The organism is Amycolatopsis sp. 195334CR, from assembly GCF_017309385.1.
In the GTDB taxonomy this organism is placed as follows: domain Bacteria; phylum Actinomycetota; class Actinomycetes; order Mycobacteriales; family Pseudonocardiaceae; genus Amycolatopsis.
Map to the genome: position 1 here is coordinate 561426 of NZ_JAFJMJ010000002.1, position 17614 is coordinate 579039.

Here is a 17614-nt window from a genome sequence, read left to right on the forward strand (position 1 = left end):
GGTCAGGGTGTGTCGACGATGGTGAACACCTGGTCCAGGCCGGTGAGCCGGATCGGGTTGAGCACCGCGTGCGTGGTGCAGACCAGCCGGAGCTCCTGGCCGGCGCGGTGGCACTGGCTGGCGACCTCGACCAGCGCGGCCAGCCCCGCCGAGTTGAGGAAGGTGACCCGCCGCAGGTCGACGACCAGGTCCAGGTCCTCCCCGTTGTCTCTCGCGGTGGCCACGGAGTCCTTCAGTCTCCGGACCGTACTGGTGTCGACCTCACCTTCCACGGTGACGACGAGCTTTGCCGGCGTGCGCTTCCATCGCACCGCGAGACCCACGATCGCTCCTGTACCTCGGTTGACATCGACAACACCGAGCGTAGCCGAGGCGGTCAGTCCCGTCGTGGGTTCGTTCTGCAGTTGGTGTGCAAGTAACCGGCGCGACCACCGGTGAACCCGTACAGCGCGACCGGCTGCACGTCCTCCAGCGCGGCCGCGGGCGGCAGCAGGAAGTGGGTCTCGCTCACCGGCAGCAGGTCGTAGGTCAGGCGATCGGGCTTGCCGAGGAAGTCGGCCTGCATCGGGTCGAGGAACAGGGTCAGGCGCAGCTTCCCGTGCTCCGCGCGCACCTCGTACCGCGTGCCGGGCCGCTCGTAAACGCCTTCGTACCGCGCCGGATCGAGCTCCAGCGACGGGTCGGGGGCGGGCAGTTCGGGCACGGTGACCAGCCCGAGTTCGGTCAGTACCTCGGTGAACACCTTGCGGTGGAAGCTTTCCCGCGGACCGCCGTTGGTCAGCAGCACCAGTGCGGTGCCGGAGTCCGGCAGCAGCCGCAGCCGGGCGTTCTGGCCGATCGTGCTGCCGTCGCTGGCGTACACGGTCTCGCCGTGCCAGTCGCACACGATCAGGCCGAGCGCCCATTCCGGGCCGAACAGGTACGGATCGGGCACCGGAACGCGGGACCGCGTCATCTCCCGGATGCCTTCGGGCGAAAGGATCCGGCGGCCGTTCGCGGCCGTCCCCTCGTTCAGCAGGACGTGCGCCATCGCCAGCACTTCGCCGGTGGTCGAGGTGATGGTGCCGCCGGGACCGTAGGCACGCGGGAGGAAGTCCATCGGCGTGACGATCGGGCCTTCCTGGAGCGACCGGAGCAGGTGCCCGGTCGCCGCCCGTTCGGGATCGACCCGGTCGTTCCTGCTGTTCGTGCTGGTCAGGCCCAGTGGTTCGAACAGGCGCGCCCGCATCACCTCGTCCCACGGCTTGCCGTCGAGCACCTCCGCGATCCGCGCCAGCACGGCGTAACCCAGTGCCGCGCTGTAGCCGTGGGTGTGGCCCAGCGGGAAGACCTGCGGCGCGCCGGCGATGTTCTCCACCATGCGCTGGTAGACGTCGTCGCCCTCACCGGGATCGCCGAAGTCCTCCTCGATCCCGCTGGTGTGCTGCAGCAGGTGCCGGGGCGTGACACGGGCGCTGACCCCGGGATCGGCCACGGCGAACTCGGGGAGGTAGGTGCGCACGGGCTCGTCCAGGTCGACCTTGCCCTCGTCGACGAACTGCAGGAAGACCAGCGCGGTCCAGGTCTTGGTCATCGAACCGCACTGGTACACGGTGCCGGTGGTCACCGGTTCGCCGGTTTCCACGCTCCGCACCCCGGTGGCGAATTCGGTGATCTGTCCATTGTGGAGCACGCCGAGCGCGGCGCTCGGGATGCCGTACTCGGCGAGCAGGTCCTCGACCACGGCTCGCAGGCGCGGTACGTCGAGGGTCATCGCGGGAGACCGACCGCGTTCGCGGCGTCCGCCTCGAAGTACTCCGTGGTGGCGTACGCGCCGGCGTGCGCTTCGAAGAACTCCCGGACGCCGGCGACGGAGTCGTGGGTGATGACGTTGACCGCTTTGTCCCCGTCGGTGCTCGCCACCGCGACCTTCCACTGGGCGCCCTTCGGCAGCCGGGCGTGGCCCTTCTTCAAGCCGTTCCAGAACTTCTCGTGGTCCGAGACGGTCGAGACGACCAGTACGTGCATGGTGATTCCCCTTTCCGAATGAGCGAAAGCTACGTTGCGTTCGCTGGAGAATCAACGAGTTAGTCATGAAAACGCCAGGTGAGCATACAGATCGTTGCAACAGGATTGCGGGTGAACGCAATTCCGGCACCCGGACGTTGCACTGTACTGTGGCTGAACGCAAAGGGAGGTGAGCGGCCGTGCCCGGACCCCGGCTGACCCACGAGGAACGGCGCCGCATCGCGCGGTGGCTGGCCGACGGGCTCGGGTACGCCGAGATCGGCAGGCGGCTCGGCCGTCCCACGTCCACGATCAGCCGGGAGATCGCGCGCAACGGCGCGTCCGGCGACTACCGGCCCGACCACGCCCAGCAGGTCGCCGGGCACCGCGCCCGCCGGAGCAAACCGGGGAAATCCGCCGAACCGGACGAACCGGGGCAGGTTCAGGACTTTGTGGACCGGTTCGCGCACCTGCTGGCCGCCACGGGCATGCCCCGGATGACCGCCCGGGTCTTTGTCTGCCTGCTCGTCGAGGAGGGCGACCTGACCTCGGCCGAGCTCGTGCGCCGGTTGCGGGTCAGCCCGGCGTCGGTGTCGAAGTCCATCGGTTACCTCGAAGCGATGGGGTTGGTGGTGCGCCAGGCGGATCCGGGCGAGCGCCGCGAGCGGTACGGCATCGACGACGAAGTCTGGCTCCGCGCCTGGCAGACCGGCACCGGCGCACACCGCGAAATCGCCACCGCCGCGCGTCAGGGCATCGACATCTTCGGCGCGGGAACGACCGCGGCGGACCGGCTCGACGAGATGGGCCGGTTCTTCGGCAGGCTCAGCGAGCAGATGGACGGAAGTACCCTTGCCGACACCGCGGTGTACGACGCGCTGACGGTGATCGCCGCGCTCGTGCACGGCGGGCGGCTGCTCACGCCGGACGCGCTGGGCGGTGCGCTCGGCTGGTCGCGGGAACGCACCACCGCGGCGATCGAGGTGCTCCGAGCGCAACCGGCCATCGCCGATCCCCTCGTGCTGACGGAGAACGGCGATGGCGCCTGCGTGCTCACCGTGCGGCCGGACCGGCTGAGCCCGGCGCAACAGCGGGCGGTCGTCAACGCAGGAAGTCGACCAGTTCCGCGGTGACGAACTCGGGGTTCTCCTCGACGAGCCAGTGCCCGGCACGCGGGACTTCGACCGCACGCGCGATCGTGGCGATCCGGGGTGCCACGGTGGCCTTGGTGGATTCGAGCAGGCCCTCGGCGCTCATCAGCAGCGTCGGCGTGGTGATGGGGGGCGCGCCGGTGTTGGCTGCGACGTCCTGGCCCAGCGTGCGGTACAGCTCGAAGCCACCGTGGAGCACCTCGGGCCGCGAGTAGGTCCGGGCGTACTCGTCGACTTCGGCGTCGTCGAACGGCGGGGGAGCGCCGGGTCCGCCGAAGGCCGTGCCGCCGAACGCGACCTGCGGGTAGAACAACGCGAGGTAGTCGCGGACGTCGTTGCCCACCACGGTTTCCGGCACCTGCGGCTGACTGTGGAAGGCGATGTGCCAGCTCAGCCCGCGGTAGGTGGTGGCGTCGATCGCCGGCCCGGGCAGCGGCAGGTCGAGGTAGGCGAGTTTGCCGACGTCACCGGGGAACTGCGCGGCGTACTGGAAGGCGACCGCGGCGCCGAGGTCGTGCCCGGCGATCCGCGCGTCCCGCCGGCCGAGGCGGTCGGCGATCAGGGTGTGCGTGTAGCGGGCGAGGGTGGCCTTGTCGTAGCTCGGCGGCGCGCCCGCGCTGTCCCCGAGTCCGGGCAGGTCGACCGCGTACACGGTGAAGTGGTCGGCCAGCGCGGGCATGATCTCGCGCCAGCTGTACCAGGTCTGCGGCCAGCCGTGGAGCAGGACGAGCGCGGGCCCGCTGCCGCCGGTGACGTAGTGCATGCGCACGCCGTCGACGTCGGCGAACTCGTGGCGGAAGCGGGCGGAGAACTCGGCGTCACCACGGGTCGCGGCCTCGTGGTCGGCTGGTCGGTCCACTGCCTCGGTGGTCGCACCACAGGCGGTGAGCAGCGCGGTCGCGGCCAGCGCGGCGGCCGCGCGGCGGAGGAATCGGTGCATCGGGACTGTCTTTCGGTGGGGGTTCATCGACCGCGGCTGCCGTCGACGAGTTCGCGGAGGATGTCGGCGTGCCCGGCGTGCCGGGCGGTTTCCTCGACCAGGTGGGTCAGCGTCCAGCGCAGCGAGGCACCGGGAGCGCCGACCGGTTCGGTCAACTTCGCGCGGGCGATCACTTCGTTGGCCCGCGCGGTGGTTTCCCGGTATTCGGCGAGGATGTTCTCGGCGGTTTCCTGTGCCGTGGGGCGGAAAGTGGCGCCCCAGTTGGTGGTGCGGACGCCGAGCAGCCAGTGCCGTTCGACGTGGGTGAGGTGCTTGACCAGGCCGAGCAGGTTGGTGCCCGAGGGCACGCCCCGCGTGCGGACCTGCGGCTCGGGCACACCCTCGGCCTTGGCGGCCACCGAAGCGCGCAGGTAGTCCAGGAACCCCGCCAGTACTTCCTTTTCCCCGGGGCCGGTTCTCGGCGGCCCCTGGTCCAAAGTGGTCATAGGGCACTGTTGCCCGGGTGTGCGCCGGATTGCACGAAAACTTGCCGAGTCGGCAAGATGGGGGCATGGCTGAGGAGATCGAGGACGCACTGGAGGCGGTCGGACCGCGGCTTCGCGCGCTGCGCAAGCAACGGGGGTTCACACTGGCCGAGTTGTCCGCGGCCACCGGTGTCTCGGAGAGCACGCTGTCCAGGCTGGAGAGCGGCCGCCGCCGGCCCAACCTGGAACTGCTGCTGCCGCTGGCCCGGTCGTACGGGGTGCCGCTCGACGATCTCGTCGGCGCGCCGCGCACCGGTGATCCGCGCATCCACCTCAAGCCGATCCACCGCCACGGCATGACCTTCGTGCCGCTGACCCGGCGGGCGGGCGGGTTGCAGGCGTTCAAGATGCTCATCCCGGCCAGGGCGGAACCGGGGGAGCCGACGCCGCAGACGCACGGCGGGTACGAGTGGCTCTACGTGCTGGACGGCCGCCTGCGGCTGGTGGTCGGCGATCGCGACCTGGTCCTGCCCGCCGGGGAGGCGGCCGAGTTCGACACCGCGCTGCCGCACTTCCTCGGCACCGCCGACGGGCGCGCGGTCGAACTGCTCGTCCTGTTCGGCCCGCAGGGCGAACGGGCCCACGTCCGCCGGTAGAGGTTTTTCGGAGGTCGTCCTCCTAGCGTGACAGTTGTTGGAAAGATGTCACAACGAGGAGGAAGTCATGGGAGTCACTGCGACGCGGACCTTCTCGGCGCTGGCGCTCGCCGCGACGGCGGTGGTCGGGACGGCGAGCCAGGCGTCGGCCGAGTACGACGACAGCAAGACCGTGTGGACCACGGACCGGTGCGGTTCGCTCGAGTTCGTCGACTACGGCGAAGGCGAGCCCGGCGGCGGTCCCGACGACGACTACATGCTGGTGCGCGACCACTGCGACGACGGCTTCCACGTCCGGGGCGACGTCTGGGTCGGCTGGTCCTGGTACGGCGTCGCCTACCAGAGAGGCGGCCCGTCGGCCGCTCCCTTGTACTGGGACCCGTTCGCCGAAGAGGAGGACGAACTGGTCGCCGGCAGCCGGTTCGGCTTCCCGGTGTGCCTGGTCGACCCGACCGCGCCCGACCCCGGCTACCTGGGCTTCAACTGCACCAACGCCGAAGTCACCATGGTCGACGGCTGAAGGTGAGGGCACAGCAACAGGAACTCGTCGACGGCGCGATCCGGACGGTGAGCGGCGCCGAGCTGGTCGACCTGAACAGCGGCTTCCACGAGGCGGTGATCGAGTGCAGTGAGAAGGGTGTTCAGGTCTGTCGTCACAAACGGATCTTGAACACCCTTCGTCCATCTCCGATCACCACCCAGACGCATTACTCGTCTAGGGGTTCCGCCCGGCGGTCGCCGCGGCCGCGAGCAGGACGGCGGTGGCCAGCCAGAGCGCGCCCGCGGCACCGAGCGGTCCGGCGACCAGTCCCGCGGCGGCGGGCACGGTGACCTGACCGAGCCGGTTCGCCCAGAGGCGGAGGGCGAGGGCGGCGTTGCGCCCGTGCCGGGGCACCGCCTGCACCACGACGGTCATCGTCAGCGGCTGCCCCATGCCGAGCAGGAAACCCCCGGCGACCAGCGCCGCGGCCATGATCGGCAGGTTCGACACCGGGAGCGCGACCACGGCCAGCGCCACCGCCGAGCCCGCCGCGCTGGTGAGGATGAGCGTGTGCCGCGGCCACCGCCGCGCCATCCGGCCGAGGCCGAGCCTGGACAGGATCGAGGCTGCGGACCGCAGCGCCAGCAGCACGCCGACGACGGCGGGGGAGATGTCGCGGTCCTCGGCGATCAGCGGCAGGTACGCGGTCAGGAGGTCGACCGCGCCGAGCAGGGCGAGGCTGATGAACAGGCCGGGGACCATGCCGCGGCTGCGCAACATGGCCGGTATGCCGGGCGCGTCCCGGGGTTCTGTGGTTCTGCGGGTTTTGCGATGGCGCAGCAGGAGCAGACCGGCCGGAATGGCGCCCGCGGCGACCGCACTGGCGACCAGTGCGGCCACCGCGGTCTGGCCGAGCGCGGCGCCGCTCCCGGTCCCCAGCACCATCCCGGCGAGCAGCGGGCCGAACATCTGGCCCGCCGACACGGCCGCGGTGAACAACCCGAAGTAGCGGTCCAAATCGGACTCGGGCGCCGCCGACGCGATATAACCTTGCGCGCCGACCATGAACACGATGTGTCCGAAACCGAGGCACGCCGCCGCGGCGGCGACCCAGGGCAGGGCTGGTGACAGCGCGAGCGCGACCGGCCCGAGCACGAGCAGGGCGGTGCCCAGCACGAGCACCGGGGCGGTGCGGCCGGTCCGGTCCGCCAGCCGCCCGAGCGGCAGCGCGACGACCAGCGACAACACGGCGTAGGCGGCGGTGACCATGCCGACCGCGAGCCCGCCGCCGCCGAGCGCGATGGTGCGGTAGGACAGCAGCGGGCGCGCGAGGTTGAGGGCGGTCTGGCTGAGAACGGTGCAGACGAGCAGCGCGGCGATACCGGCCTGCCAGCCGGTTCCGCGGATCCGGGGTGCCGTGGCCCTCAGCCGCCGATGCGGTCGACGGGTGCGGTGAATGTGGCTTTCACTGCGGAATCGGCTGTGAAAGCCACATTCACGGCATCGGATGCTGCTCGCGAGCCGGTGGTTTTGCCGCGTTCGTTGCGGGCGGGGCGTGGCATCGGACTCCTGACGGATCAGCTCCAGCGGGCGGGGCTCGGGGTCAGATTTCGTGGGGGGGTGGCGGTGGGGCGGATTCCGAGCCGGGTGGCGGCCTTGGCGCCCAGGCTGGTGTCGATGTGCTGCAGCATCAGCGCGGAGGCCGTTTCGCCGTCGCCGGCGACGATGGCGTCGACCAGGCCCTGGTGTTCGGCGTGCTTCTGGTCCCGTTCGGCCTGGTCCCGCTCCACCTGCAACCCCACACGCCGGTAGCGGTCGGCCTTGTCCCACAGGCTGTCCAGCGTCTGGATCAGCAGCTCGTTGTGCGACGCGGTGTACAACGCGACGTGGAACCGGCGGTGCGCGATCAGGTCCTCGTAGCCCGGGTTCGACCCCAGCGGTTCGACCGCCCGCATCGCCTCGCGGATCTTCCGGATGTCCTCGCGGGTCCGGCGTTCGGCGGCGAGCGCGACCGCGAGCGGGTCCAGTGACCGCCGCAGTTCGAGCAGGTCGCGTGCTTCCTCCCCGGACAACTCGGTGACGTGCGCGTCCTTGTGCGCGCCGAGTTCGACGAACCCCTCGGACTTGAGCCGCCGCAGTGCCTCGCGCAGCGGGGTGGTGCTGATGCCGATGGTCTTCGCGAGCATCGCCTGGTTGAGCACCGCGCCCGGCGCGAACTCCCCGGAAAGGATCTTCTCGCGCATGGTCTGGTACGCGTAATCGCTCTTCGTCACGTACGGCTCGGCCGGTTCGGTCATGGCACCCCTCTCTCGCTGCTTATAACGTACCCGATCGCCCTTCACCTGGGACAACCAGGCCTCGCAAGCGCCAAGACAGCTAGACCGGGACTTGACGGATGTAGGTTATAACCTTCAGAGTCTGCCGCGACAGCAGTGCCGCTATCGCCAGAACCAGAAGAGGTGCCGGGATGACTACAGCGTCGAGACTGATCGGCGGACGGATCGCACGGGGGCTGACCGCGGTGGGGTCCGCCGCCGCGCTGGGCCTGGTCGCCGCGTGCGGTGGCGGTGGTGTCGCCCCCGAGCAGGCCGCGGAGAACCCGATCGCGGTCGAGCGGGTCCCGGACTACTACCCGGCCGAGTACACCCAGCTCATCGAGGGTTCGAAGGCCGAGGGCGGCACGCTGACCATCTACTCGAACACCGATCAGGAGAACTGGGCCCCGGTCTTCCGCGACTTCCAGAAGAAGTACCCGTGGATCACCGACATCCAGGCGAACAACCTCGATTCCGACGAGGTGTTCCAGCGCGTGCTGTCCGAACAGGCCACCGGCGGTTCACCGGCGGACATCCTGGTTTCCAACGCCGCGCAGGCCTGGGCGGAGTACGCCGGGCAACCGGACCGCCTGCTCGCCTACTCCTCACCCGAACTGCCCAAGCTGACCGAGTTCGCGCAGGTCCTGCCGAACGTCTACACGATGGCGACCGATCCGATGACGATCGCCTACAACACCTCGCTGCTGGAGAAGGCCCCGGCCAGTCTGGCCGAACTCGCCGAGATGGTCCGCCAGGACCCGCAGAAGTTCCAGGGCAAGATCACCACGCGCGACGTCGGTGGCGCGTTCGGCTTCACCGTCTCCAGCGCGTTCACCGAAGCCGCCCCGGAATCCTGGCGTGACCTGGAGACGCTGCTGCCGGCGGCCCGACCGGAAACCTCGTCCGGCACGCAGACCGAGAAGATCCTCGCGGGCGAGTACCTGGCCGGGTTCTTCATCTCCGGCGCACCCGCGTACCCGGTGGTCGACAACAGCGGCGGCCTGTTCCAGGTGGCCTTCCCGAAGGACAGCACGGTCGTGCTGCCGCGCGGCATCGGCATCACGCCGAAGGCACCGCACGCGAACACCGCGAAGCTGTTCCTGGACTTCGTGCTCTCCCAGGAGGGCCAGCGCGCGGTCGCCGAGGGCGGCCTGACCGCCTACCGGCCCGACGTCACCGCCGCGCCCGGGCTGCGCACCCACCAGGAGGTGGTCGACGCCGTCGGGGCGGAGAACGTGGTGGTGGCCAAGTACGAACTGACCCCGGAGGACGAGGTCAAGGCGTTCGTCGACCGCTGGAACGGCCTGCTGGGCCGCTGACCCGACGAGCAACGGAGCCTCCCATGCCTGTCCTGACCGAACCACCGCGCCCGGCACTGCCGACCCCGCGGTACCGGCGCCCGCTCGGCGCGAAACGCGAACTGTGGGTGCAGTACGGCGTACTGGCCTTCCTGGCCGTGCTCGTGCTCGCCCCGGTGGTGCCCACGCTGATCCAGTCCGTGCTCGACCGCCCCCTGTACGAAGCGGGCGGGATCTTCACCCCGGACAACTACGTCCGGCTGTTCACCGAAGCCGGATTCGGCAAGGTGGTGCTCAACACCGCGTTGTTCGCCGTGGGCACCACCGTGCTGACCCTGCTCATCGCGGTGCCGATGGCGGTGCTGGTGGTCCGGACGAGGCTGCCGTTCGGCCGGGTCTTCGCCGGCGCCATGCAGTGGCCGTTCTTCATCTCCTCGCTCATCCTCGGCTTCGGCTGGATCACCCTCTACGGCCCGGCCGGGTTCGTCAGCACCGCGGTGCGGGACTGGATCGGCGTGGTGCCGTGGAACCTGTACTCCATTCCCGGCATGGCGATCACCGAGGCGGTGGCACTGGCCCCGATCGCCTACGTGTTCTGCGCCAACGCCCTGCGCAAGTCCGACGCCTCGCTGGAGAGCGCCGCGCAGGTCTGCGGCGCCCGTCCGCTGCGGATCCTGTTCACCGTGGTCGTGCCGATGCTGCGGCCGCCGATGGTCTACAGCTCGATCCTGGTGTTCAGCATGTCGGTGGAAACGCTGAGCGTTCCGCTGCTCTACGGCCAGCCCGTCGGCATCAGCGTGTTCTCCACCTTCCTCTACACCAACGGACTGCAGTCGATCGATCCCGACTACGGCATCCTCGGTGCGGCTTCCACGCTGATCCTGGTGGTCACCGTCGGACTGGTCGCGGTGCAGGCGAAGCTGCTGAAGAACGCGCAGCGATTCGTTTCGGTCCGCGGCAAGGCGACCCGGCCCCGGCGGCTCGAACTGGGCTGGATCAAGTGGATCGGCGTCGCCGCGATCACGCTGTACGTGGTGTTCGGCGCGCTGCTGCCGATCGGCGGGCTGATCTTCCGGTCCTTCACCCGGGTGTTCACCCCGCTGCAGAACCCCTTCCAGACGCTCACTTCCGCCAACTACGAGCGGGTGTTCGGCTTCTCGGCGTATATCCAGTCCATTGGGAACAGTCTGATCGTGGCTGGAGTCGGCGCGCTGGCGGTGAGCCTGGTGGCGGTGCTCGCGGTGCTGGTGAGCAAGCGGTCCACGTTCCGGTACCGCAAGCTCGTCGAATACCTCGCGCTGGCACCGCAGGCGATTCCGGGCATCATCATCGGTATCGGGTTGTTCTGGGCCTTCGCCTACCTGCCGCTCGGGCTCGGCGGTCTGGTCCAGGGCACGCTGGTCGCGCTGATCATCGGTTTCGGCCTGCGGGCGCTGCCCTCGGGCTTCGGCTCCATCGCGCCCTCGGTGCTGCAACTCGGGCAGGAACTCGACAACGCGGCCCGGGTCTCCGGCGCGGACTGGGTGCGCACGTTTACCTCGGTGCTGGGCCGCCTGCTCACCCCGGCGTTCGCGGGCGCGGTCATCCTGACCTTCGTCACCATGCTCAAGGAGTACTCGCCGGCGATCTTCCTCGCCTCGGCCGAGTCCAACATCATCGGCACGACCATGCTCGAACTGTGGGTGCAGGGCAACACCGGCTCGGTGGCCGCGCTGGCCACCGTCCAGATCGCCATCACCGCCGCGTTCGTCGGTCTCGCCGGGCTACTCATGAAGGGGCACACCGATGCCTGAAGTTCGCGTCCAGCGGCTGCACAAGGAGTTCGGCACCACCACCGTGCTCAAGGAGGTCGACTTCACCATCCACGACGGGGAGTTCTTCACCCTGCTCGGGCCCAGCGGCTGCGGGAAGTCCACCACGCTCAACTGCATCGCCGGGCTGGAACGGCCCACCGGCGGGCGGATCTCGGTGGGGGACACAGTTTTTGTCGACTCCGGCGTCTTCCGCGCCCCCGAGGAACGCAATCTCGGCATGGTGTTCCAGTCCTACGCGCTGTGGCCGCACCTGACCATCGCCGGGAATCTCGCGGTCCCGCTGAAGATCCGCAAGGTGGCCAAGGACGAGCAGGAACGCCGGATCACCGACGCGCTGGACAAGGTCGGGCTCGCGCACCTGGCCGGTCGTTACCCGCACCAGCTCTCCGGCGGGCAGCAGCAACGCGTGGCGCTGGCCAGGGCGCTGGTGTACTCGCCGAGCGTGCTGCTGCTCGACGAACCGCTGTCCAATCTGGACGCCAAACTGCGGGAGCAGGCCCGTGCCTGGCTCAAGCGGCTGCAGACCGATCTCGGTATCACCACCGTCTACGTCACCCACGACCAGGACGAGGCGCTGGCCCTGTCCGACCGGATCGCGGTGATGAGCGAGGGCGAGATGCTGCAGATCGGCACGCCCCACGAGATCTACGAACGCCCGGCCGCCGCCGCGGTCGCCGCCTTCGTCGGCCGCTGCAACTTCCTGCGGGGCAAGGTCGAAAGCCACACCGGCGAGCGCGCCACCATCCGGCTCGACGCCAGCGGTGACCTCGTGACCGTCGAATCGGCGACCCCGGTCACCGTCGGGCAGGAGGTCACCGTGGCCATCCGCCCCGAGAAGCTCGACGTGGTGCCGGGCGAACACCCCGGCGAAAACCTCCTGTCCACCGAGATCCTCACCCGCTCCTACGTCGGTTCGCACTACGAGTACGACGTCAAGCTCGGCGACCACGTGGTGCAGGTCGAAAGCACCCAGCCGGGCCTGTCCGGCCGGGTCGGCCTCGCCTTCGATCCCGGCGTGGCCCTGCTCTACCCGGACGCCGCGCTGCCCTCGGACGACGCCGAGGAACTGCTCACCCTCCAGGTCTGACCCGTTGAAAGGCAACCCAGTGACCAACACCCCCTACCGCCTCGGTGTGCTGCACGGCGACGGCATCGGCCCCGAGATCGTGCCCGCCGCGGTGGCGATCGTCGACGCCGCGCTCGCCGCTTCGGGCGCCGAGCCGGTCGAATGGGTCGAGCTGCCGCTCGGCGCCTCGGCCATCGAGACGCACGGCGCGCACACCCCCGAGTCCACTTTGGACGAGCTGGCCGGGCTCGACGCCTGGCTGCTCGGCCCGCACGACAGCGTCTCCTACCCGGAGCCGTTCCGGTCCCAGCTCAACCCGAGCGGCACCATCCGCAAGCACTTCGGCCTGTTCGCCAACATCCGCCCGGCGAAGGCCTTCCCCGGTGGGAACGCCGTCGTGCCGGACACCGACCTGGTCATCGTCCGGGAGAACACGGAGGGCTTCTACGCCGACCGCAACACCCACGCGGGCACGGGCGAGTTCATGCCGAGCCCCGACGTCGCGATCGCGATGGGCATCATCACCCGCGCGGCGACCGAGCGGATCGCGCGCACGGCCTTCGAACTGGCCAAGGGGCGCGGCAAGAAGCTGACCATCGTGCACAAGGCGAACGTGCTCAAGCTGACCACCGGCCTGTTCCGCCGGGTCTGCCTGGAGGTGGCCGCGGACTACCCGGACGTGACCGTGGACGACTTCCACATCGACGCGATGACCATGAAACTGGTCCGCCGGGCCGACGAGTTCGACGTGATCGTCACCGAGAACATGTTCGGCGACATCCTGTCCGACCTGGCCGGTGAGGTCGCCGGCTCACTGGGCATCGCGCCCTCGGTGAACTCCTCCGACACCCACGCGATGGCGCAGGCCGCCCACGGTTCGGCACCCGACATCGCCGGGCGGAACGTGGCGAACCCGATCGCGATGGTGCTCTCCAGCGCGATGCTGCTGGAGTGGCTGGCCGCCAAGAACGACGACGCGCGCCTGCGCGACGCTGCAGCCCGCGTGGAGAACGGCGTGACCGCAACGGTTTCCGGCGGGACCAGCACCTCTGATCTCGGTGGTTCGGCGTCGACGACCGAGTTCACCGCCGCCGTGGTCGCCGCCATCTCGGCCGGGAAGGATCCTTCGTGACGCTCGTGGCCGTCGTCCACGCCACCGCCGCCGCGATGGCACCGGCGACGGCCGCTTTCGCCGACGAGTTCCCGGAAGCGCGGGTGCGGCACCTCCTCGACGACACGCTGATCACGGACGCCGAGCGCGCCGGCGGGCTCACCCCGCCGCTGCGCGCGCGGATGCGTTCGCTGATCGGCTACGCGCTCGACAGCGGGGCGGACGCGGTCCTGCTGAGCTGCTCGATGTACGGGCCCGTCGCCGAGGAATTCGAGGCGGCGCGGCCGGTGCTGTCCTCGGACGCGGCCTTGTTCGACGAAGTCGTGCGCCGGGCACCGAAGCGGGTGCACGTGCTGGGCCCGATCGAAGCCGGCACACGCGACACCGTCGATCGTCTACAAGCGACAGTCGGCGCGGCCACGGCCGTGTACGGCTCGGTGGTCACCGGGGCCAGGGACGCACTCGCCGCGGGGGACACCGGGCGGGCGGCCCGGCTGGTCGCCGAGACCGCCGCCCGGGACGTGGATCTGGTGCTGCTCGGGCAGTTCTCGCTCGCGCCCGCCCGTGACGCGGCGCAGGAACGGCTGGCCGTGCCGTTGCTCAGCCCGCCGCACCTGGCCGCGAACGCGCTCCGGTCCGCGCTCGGTTTCCCGGAGCGGACATGAGCACGCTCGTCGTGGGGTCCGAGCGCTTCCGCTTCCACCGCATCACCGGTCTCGCCCCGGCGGAGCTGCCCTACACCCTGCGGATCGTGCTGGAGAACCTGCTCCGCCACGGCAAGGACGAGCAGGTCGAGGCGCTGCTGCGGTGGGGCGCGCCGGACGTGCACGAGAACGCGGTCGACCTGCACCCCGCGCGGATCTTCCTGCACGACACCAACGGCGTGCCCGTGCTCGCCGACATCGCCGCCATGCGGCACGCCATGGCCGGGCTCGGCGGCGACCCGGCGCGGGTCAATCCGGCGATCCCGGCGGAACTGGTGATCGACCACTCGGTGATCGCCGACTTCTTCGGCAGGCCGGACGCGCTGGCCCGCAACGTCGAGATCGAGTACGGGCGCAACGCCGAGCGGTACCGGTTCCTCAAGTGGGGTCAGCAGAACCTGGAGAACTTCGCGGTCGTGCCGCCGGGCACCGGGATCATGCACCAGGTCAACCTCGAACACCTCGCGCGCGTGGTGGTGACCGAGGACGGCTGGGCGTATCCCGACGTCTGCCTCGGCACCGACTCGCACACCACGATGGTCAACGGGCTCGGGGTGCTCGGCTGGGGCATCGGCGGCATCGAAGCCGAGGCCGCCATGCTCGGCCAGTCGCTGTCCATGCTGGTCCCGCCGGTGGTCGGGGTCCGCCTGCGGGGTGCGCTGCCCGAGGGCACGACCGCGACGGATCTGGTGCTGACCATCACCGAACTGATGCGTGCGCACGGGGTGGTCGGCAAGTTCGTCGAGTTCTCCGGTCCCGGGGTCGCGGCGATCGGGCTGGCCGACCGGGCCACCATCGCGAACATGAGCCCGGAGTTCGGCTCGACCTGCGCCTACTTCCCGATCGACGAGGAAACGCTGCGGTACCTGCGGTTCAGCGGCCGGTCCCCGGAGCGCGTGGCGCTGGTCGAGGCGTACGCGAAGGAACAGGGCCTCTGGCACGAACCGGACCGCACGCCCGCCTACTCCGAAACGATCGACCTGGACCTGGGCACCGTCGTGCCGTCGCTGGCCGGGCCTCGCCGTCCCCAGGACCGGGTCCGGGTCGACCAGGTGAAGGACAGCTTCCGGCGGGACCTGGGCGCACCACCCGGGGAAGCCGTGCCGGTGGTGCTGGACGGCCGGGAGCACCGGCTGGGGCACGGCGCGGTCGCCATCGCGGCGATCACCTCGTGCACCAACACCTCCAACCCGGCGGTGATGGTGGCGGCGGGCTTGCTGGCCCGCAACGCCGTCGAGGCCGGGCTGCGCAGCAAGCCGTGGGTCAAGACCAGCCTCTCGCCGGGGTCGCGCGTGGTCACCGAGTACCTGCGGGAGGCCGGGCTGACGCCGTACCTGGACGAACTGGGCTTCCACCTCACCGGATTCGGCTGCATGACCTGCATCGGCGCCTCCGGTCCGCTGATCGACGAGGTGACCGCGGCGGTGGACGAGCACGGCCTGGCCGTCGCCGCGGTGCTGTCCGGCAACCGCAACTTCGACGGCCGCGTCAATCCCGACGTCCGGTTGAACTACCTCGCCTCACCGCCGCTGGTGGTCGCCTACGCGCTGGCGGGCACGATGGACCTCGACCCGCTCACCGAGCCGCTGGGCACCGGGCCGCAGGGCGATCCGGTGTACCTGCGTGACATCTGGCCGTCATCGGCGCAGATCCGCGAGGTGGTGGACGGGAGCCTGCGGCGGGAGATGTTCACCGAGGTCTACCGCGACGTGTTCGCCGGGGACGAGCGCTGGCGCGCACTCGACGCACCCGCCGGGGAGACCTTCAGCTGGGACGAGGACTCCACCTACCTCCGGCGTCCGCCCTATTTGGACGCAATGAGCGCGGAACCCGCGCCGGTCGAGGACGTGCTCGGGGCGCGCGTCCTGGTCCGTCTCGGTGATTCCGTGACCACCGACCACGTCTCCCCGGCGGGCGCGATCCCGCCCGGCACGCCCGCCGGTGAGCACCTCACCGGGCTCGGGGTGACGCGGTTCGAGCTGAACACCTACGCCTCCCGCCGCGGCAACCACGAGGTGATGATGCGCGGCTGCTTCGCGAACGTGCGGTTGCGCAACCAGCTCGTCCCCGGCCGGGAAGGCGGCAGCGCGCTGGCTCCGGACGGGACGGTGACCAGCGTGTACGACGCCGCGCTCGCGCACCGGGGGACTCCGCTCATCGTGCTCGCGAGGCGTGACTACGGCACCGGTTCTTCCCGCGACTGGGCGGCGAAGGGGCCCGCGCTGCTCGGGGTGCGCGTGGTGCTGGCGGAATCCTTCGAGCGGATCCACCGGTCCAACCTCATCGGCATGGGGGTGCTGCCGTTGCAGTTCACCGCTGGGGAGTCGGCGGAGAGCCTGGGGCTGACCGGGCACGAAACCTTCGACATCCGCGGTCTCGCGGGTGCCGAACCGGGCCACTACCCGAAAACGGTGACGATCGACGCCGATGGATGCGTGTTCGAAGCGATCGTCCGGCTCGACACCGTGCGGGAGCAGGAATACCACCGCCACGGCGGCATCCTCCCGTTCGTCCTGCGTGATCTTCTGACTGCCGAAGGGAATTCCCGCCGATGATCCCGATCGCCGCGTTGAGAACCGCGGGCACGCGCATCCTGGAGGCGGTCGGCGTTCCGCACGATGACGCTTCGCTGGTGAGCGACAGCCTGGTCACCGCGGACCGCTGGGGCCACCCGTCACACGGCATGCTGCGCCTCGGCTGGTACGTCGCGCGCCTGCGCTCGGGCGCCATGCGGGTCACGGAACCGCGTCTGGTGGGCGGATTCGGTGCGGTGGCGGTGCTCGACGGCGCCGACGGGATCGGGCAGGTCGTCGCCGAACGGGCGTGCTCGCTCGCCGTCGAACGCGCGGGGGAGCACGGCGTGGGGGTGGTCGCGGTGCGCGACAGCAATCACTTCGGGACCGCCGCCTACTGGACGCGGCGGATGGCCGCGGCGGGCTGCGTCGGCATCCTGACCACCAACGGGAGTCCGGCGATGGCGCCGTGGGGTGGGCGGGAGAAGACGGTCGGCGCCAACCCGTGGTCGATCGCCACGCCCGGGGGTGCGCACGGCCCGGTGGTGCTCGACCTGGCGAACACCGGGGTGGCCAGGGGGAAGATCTACGCCGCGTTGCAGCGGGATGAGTCCATTCCGGACACCTGGGCGCTGGACGCCGGCGGGCGGCCCACCACCGACCCGCGCGCGGCGATCGACGGCCTCCTCGCGCCGATGGCCGGGCACAAGGGCTACGCGATCTCGTTCCTGATGGACGTGCTGTCCGGGGTGCTGACCGGGAGTTCGTACGGCACCGGGGTCACCGGGCCGTACGTGCCGGACGTGCGTTCCGGGTGCGGGCACCTGGTCCTCGCCCTGCGTGTCGACGCGGTGCTCGACCCGGACGAGTTCGCCACGCGGATCGACGACCTCATCAGCACGACCAAGGCGGTACCGCTCGCGCCAGGTGCCGAGGAGATCTTCTACCCCGGCGAAATCGAGAACCGCGCGGAGGCGGCCGATTCGGTCGTCCTGCCCGCGAAAACGCTGGCGGAACTGCACGAACTGGCGGCGTCGTGCGGGGTTGAGCTCGACCTGCCGGCCGGTTAGCCGTCCGCGAGATGTTCCCGGCGCAGGCGGTCCATCAGTGCTCGC

At 70.3% G+C, this 17614-nt stretch carries 17 protein-coding genes; 10 read left to right on the forward strand and 7 right to left on the reverse strand.

The features are described 5' to 3' along the window. Positions 1–2 precede the first annotated feature (2 nt). From JYK18_RS25450 to JYK18_RS25460, 3 genes are read right to left on the reverse strand one after another with little or no spacing between them, the layout of a single operon-like run. Positions 3–323, reverse strand: coding sequence for an STAS domain-containing protein (locus tag JYK18_RS25450; RefSeq protein WP_307796052.1), 321 nt, complete (start codon positions 321–323; stop codon positions 3–5). A gap of 53 nt (positions 324–376) precedes the next feature. Beyond that, entirely contained in the window at positions 377–1753 is a 1377-nt protein-coding gene (locus tag JYK18_RS25455) for a serine hydrolase (protein WP_206805803.1), read from the reverse strand. Further along, positions 1750–2007 carry a hypothetical protein gene (locus JYK18_RS25460; RefSeq protein ID WP_206805805.1) on the reverse strand — a complete coding sequence of 86 codons (258 nt, stop codon included), beginning with the start codon at positions 2005–2007 and terminating at the stop codon, positions 1750–1752. The genes JYK18_RS25455 and JYK18_RS25460 overlap by 4 nt, the downstream gene beginning before the upstream one ends. Positions 2008–2186: 179 nt before the next feature. On the opposite strand from JYK18_RS25460, the gene JYK18_RS25465 reads away from it, so the two are divergent. Beyond that, positions 2187–3119: a MarR family transcriptional regulator gene (locus JYK18_RS25465; protein WP_206805807.1), complete on the forward strand. Its 933-nt coding sequence runs from the start codon at positions 2187–2189 to the stop codon at positions 3117–3119. Here the strand turns inward: JYK18_RS25465 and JYK18_RS25470 are convergent. Together JYK18_RS25470 and JYK18_RS25475 are read right to left on the reverse strand one after the other, a co-directional pair. After that, positions 3088–4077 (reverse strand): alpha/beta fold hydrolase, encoded by a 990-nt coding sequence (locus JYK18_RS25470; RefSeq protein ID WP_206805809.1) that lies wholly within the window; start codon positions 4075–4077, stop codon positions 3088–3090. The genes JYK18_RS25465 and JYK18_RS25470 overlap by 32 nt on opposite strands. A gap of 23 nt (positions 4078–4100) precedes the next feature. Then, positions 4101–4562 (reverse strand): DinB family protein, encoded by a 462-nt coding sequence (locus JYK18_RS25475; RefSeq protein WP_206805811.1) that lies wholly within the window; start codon positions 4560–4562, stop codon positions 4101–4103. Positions 4563–4627: 65 nt separating this feature from the next. Here JYK18_RS25475 and JYK18_RS25480 point away from each other — a divergent pair, with 65 nt between their 5' ends. Both JYK18_RS25480 and JYK18_RS25485 read left to right on the forward strand, forming a co-directional pair. Next, complete coding sequence (locus tag JYK18_RS25480) at positions 4628–5197, forward strand: helix-turn-helix domain-containing protein (protein WP_206805821.1); 570 nt, start codon at positions 4628–4630, stop codon at positions 5195–5197. A 67-nt stretch (positions 5198–5264) separates the two neighbouring features. After that, a complete protein-coding gene (locus JYK18_RS25485) occupies positions 5265–5717 on the forward strand; it encodes a hypothetical protein (RefSeq protein ID WP_206805823.1) in 453 nt (150 codons plus the stop codon). Positions 5718–5912: 195 nt separating this feature from the next. Here the strand turns inward: JYK18_RS25485 and JYK18_RS25490 are convergent, their stop codons facing one another. After that, entirely contained in the window at positions 5913–7265 is a 1353-nt protein-coding gene (locus tag JYK18_RS25490; protein ID WP_307796221.1) for an MFS transporter, read from the reverse strand. Next, entirely contained in the window at positions 7256–7975 is a 720-nt protein-coding gene (locus tag JYK18_RS25495) for a GntR family transcriptional regulator (protein WP_206805826.1), read from the reverse strand. The genes JYK18_RS25490 and JYK18_RS25495 overlap by 10 nt, the downstream gene beginning before the upstream one ends. A gap of 170 nt (positions 7976–8145) precedes the next feature. On the opposite strand from JYK18_RS25495, the gene JYK18_RS25500 reads away from it, so the two are divergent. Genes JYK18_RS25500 through JYK18_RS25530 form a run of 7 tightly spaced genes read left to right on the forward strand, consistent with a single transcriptional unit; the run spans position 8146 to position 17569 of the window. After that, positions 8146–9312 (forward strand): ABC transporter substrate-binding protein, encoded by a 1167-nt coding sequence (locus tag JYK18_RS25500; protein ID WP_206805829.1) that lies wholly within the window; start codon positions 8146–8148, stop codon positions 9310–9312. Between the two features lie 23 nt (positions 9313–9335). Further along, the gene (locus JYK18_RS25505; protein WP_206805831.1) at positions 9336–11084 is read left to right on the forward strand and encodes an iron ABC transporter permease; all 1749 of its coding nucleotides are present in this window, start codon (positions 9336–9338) and stop codon (positions 11082–11084) included. Next, entirely contained in the window at positions 11077–12192 is a 1116-nt protein-coding gene (locus JYK18_RS25510; RefSeq protein WP_206805833.1) for an ABC transporter ATP-binding protein, read from the forward strand. The genes JYK18_RS25505 and JYK18_RS25510 overlap by 8 nt, the downstream gene beginning before the upstream one ends. Positions 12193–12211: 19 nt before the next feature. Then, positions 12212–13303, forward strand: a complete 1092-nt coding sequence (locus tag JYK18_RS25515; RefSeq protein ID WP_206805834.1) for an isocitrate/isopropylmalate dehydrogenase family protein — start codon at positions 12212–12214, stop codon at positions 13301–13303. Beyond that, entirely contained in the window at positions 13300–13947 is a 648-nt protein-coding gene (locus tag JYK18_RS25520) for a hypothetical protein (RefSeq protein ID WP_206805835.1), read from the forward strand. Before JYK18_RS25515 ends, JYK18_RS25520 begins: the two co-directional genes overlap by 4 nt. Beyond that, the gene (acnA, locus tag JYK18_RS25525; protein WP_206805839.1) at positions 13944–16541 is read left to right on the forward strand and encodes an aconitate hydratase AcnA; all 2598 of its coding nucleotides are present in this window, start codon (positions 13944–13946) and stop codon (positions 16539–16541) included. Before JYK18_RS25520 ends, acnA begins: the two co-directional genes overlap by 4 nt. Further along, a complete protein-coding gene (locus JYK18_RS25530) occupies positions 16538–17569 on the forward strand; it encodes an Ldh family oxidoreductase (RefSeq protein ID WP_206805842.1) in 1032 nt (343 codons plus the stop codon). The genes acnA and JYK18_RS25530 overlap by 4 nt, the downstream gene beginning before the upstream one ends. Positions 17570–17614: the final 45 nt, after the last annotated feature.

Coding starts and splice junctions, on each gene's coding strand:
- JYK18_RS25455 (WP_206805803.1), bottom strand. CDS start 1,753: ATGACCCTCGACGTACCGCGCCTGCGAGCCGTGGTCGAGGACCTGCTC.
- JYK18_RS25460 (WP_206805805.1), bottom strand. CDS start 2,007: ATGCACGTACTGGTCGTCTCGACCGTCTCGGACCACGAGAAGTTCTGG.
- JYK18_RS25470 (WP_206805809.1), bottom strand. CDS start 4,077: ATGCACCGATTCCTCCGCCGCGCGGCCGCCGCGCTGGCCGCGACCGCG.
- JYK18_RS25475 (WP_206805811.1), bottom strand. CDS start 4,562: ATGACCACTTTGGACCAGGGGCCGCCGAGAACCGGCCCCGGGGAAAAG.
- JYK18_RS25480 (WP_206805821.1), top strand. CDS start 4,628: ATGGCTGAGGAGATCGAGGACGCACTGGAGGCGGTCGGACCGCGGCTT.
- JYK18_RS25485 (WP_206805823.1), top strand. CDS start 5,265: ATGGGAGTCACTGCGACGCGGACCTTCTCGGCGCTGGCGCTCGCCGCG.
- JYK18_RS25495 (WP_206805826.1), bottom strand. CDS start 7,975: ATGACCGAACCGGCCGAGCCGTACGTGACGAAGAGCGATTACGCGTAC.
- JYK18_RS25500 (WP_206805829.1), top strand. CDS start 8,146: ATGACTACAGCGTCGAGACTGATCGGCGGACGGATCGCACGGGGGCTG.
- JYK18_RS25505 (WP_206805831.1), top strand. CDS start 9,336: ATGCCTGTCCTGACCGAACCACCGCGCCCGGCACTGCCGACCCCGCGG.
- JYK18_RS25510 (WP_206805833.1), top strand. CDS start 11,077: ATGCCTGAAGTTCGCGTCCAGCGGCTGCACAAGGAGTTCGGCACCACC.
- acnA (WP_206805839.1), top strand. CDS start 13,944: ATGAGCACGCTCGTCGTGGGGTCCGAGCGCTTCCGCTTCCACCGCATC.
- JYK18_RS25530 (WP_206805842.1), top strand. CDS start 16,538: ATGATCCCGATCGCCGCGTTGAGAACCGCGGGCACGCGCATCCTGGAG.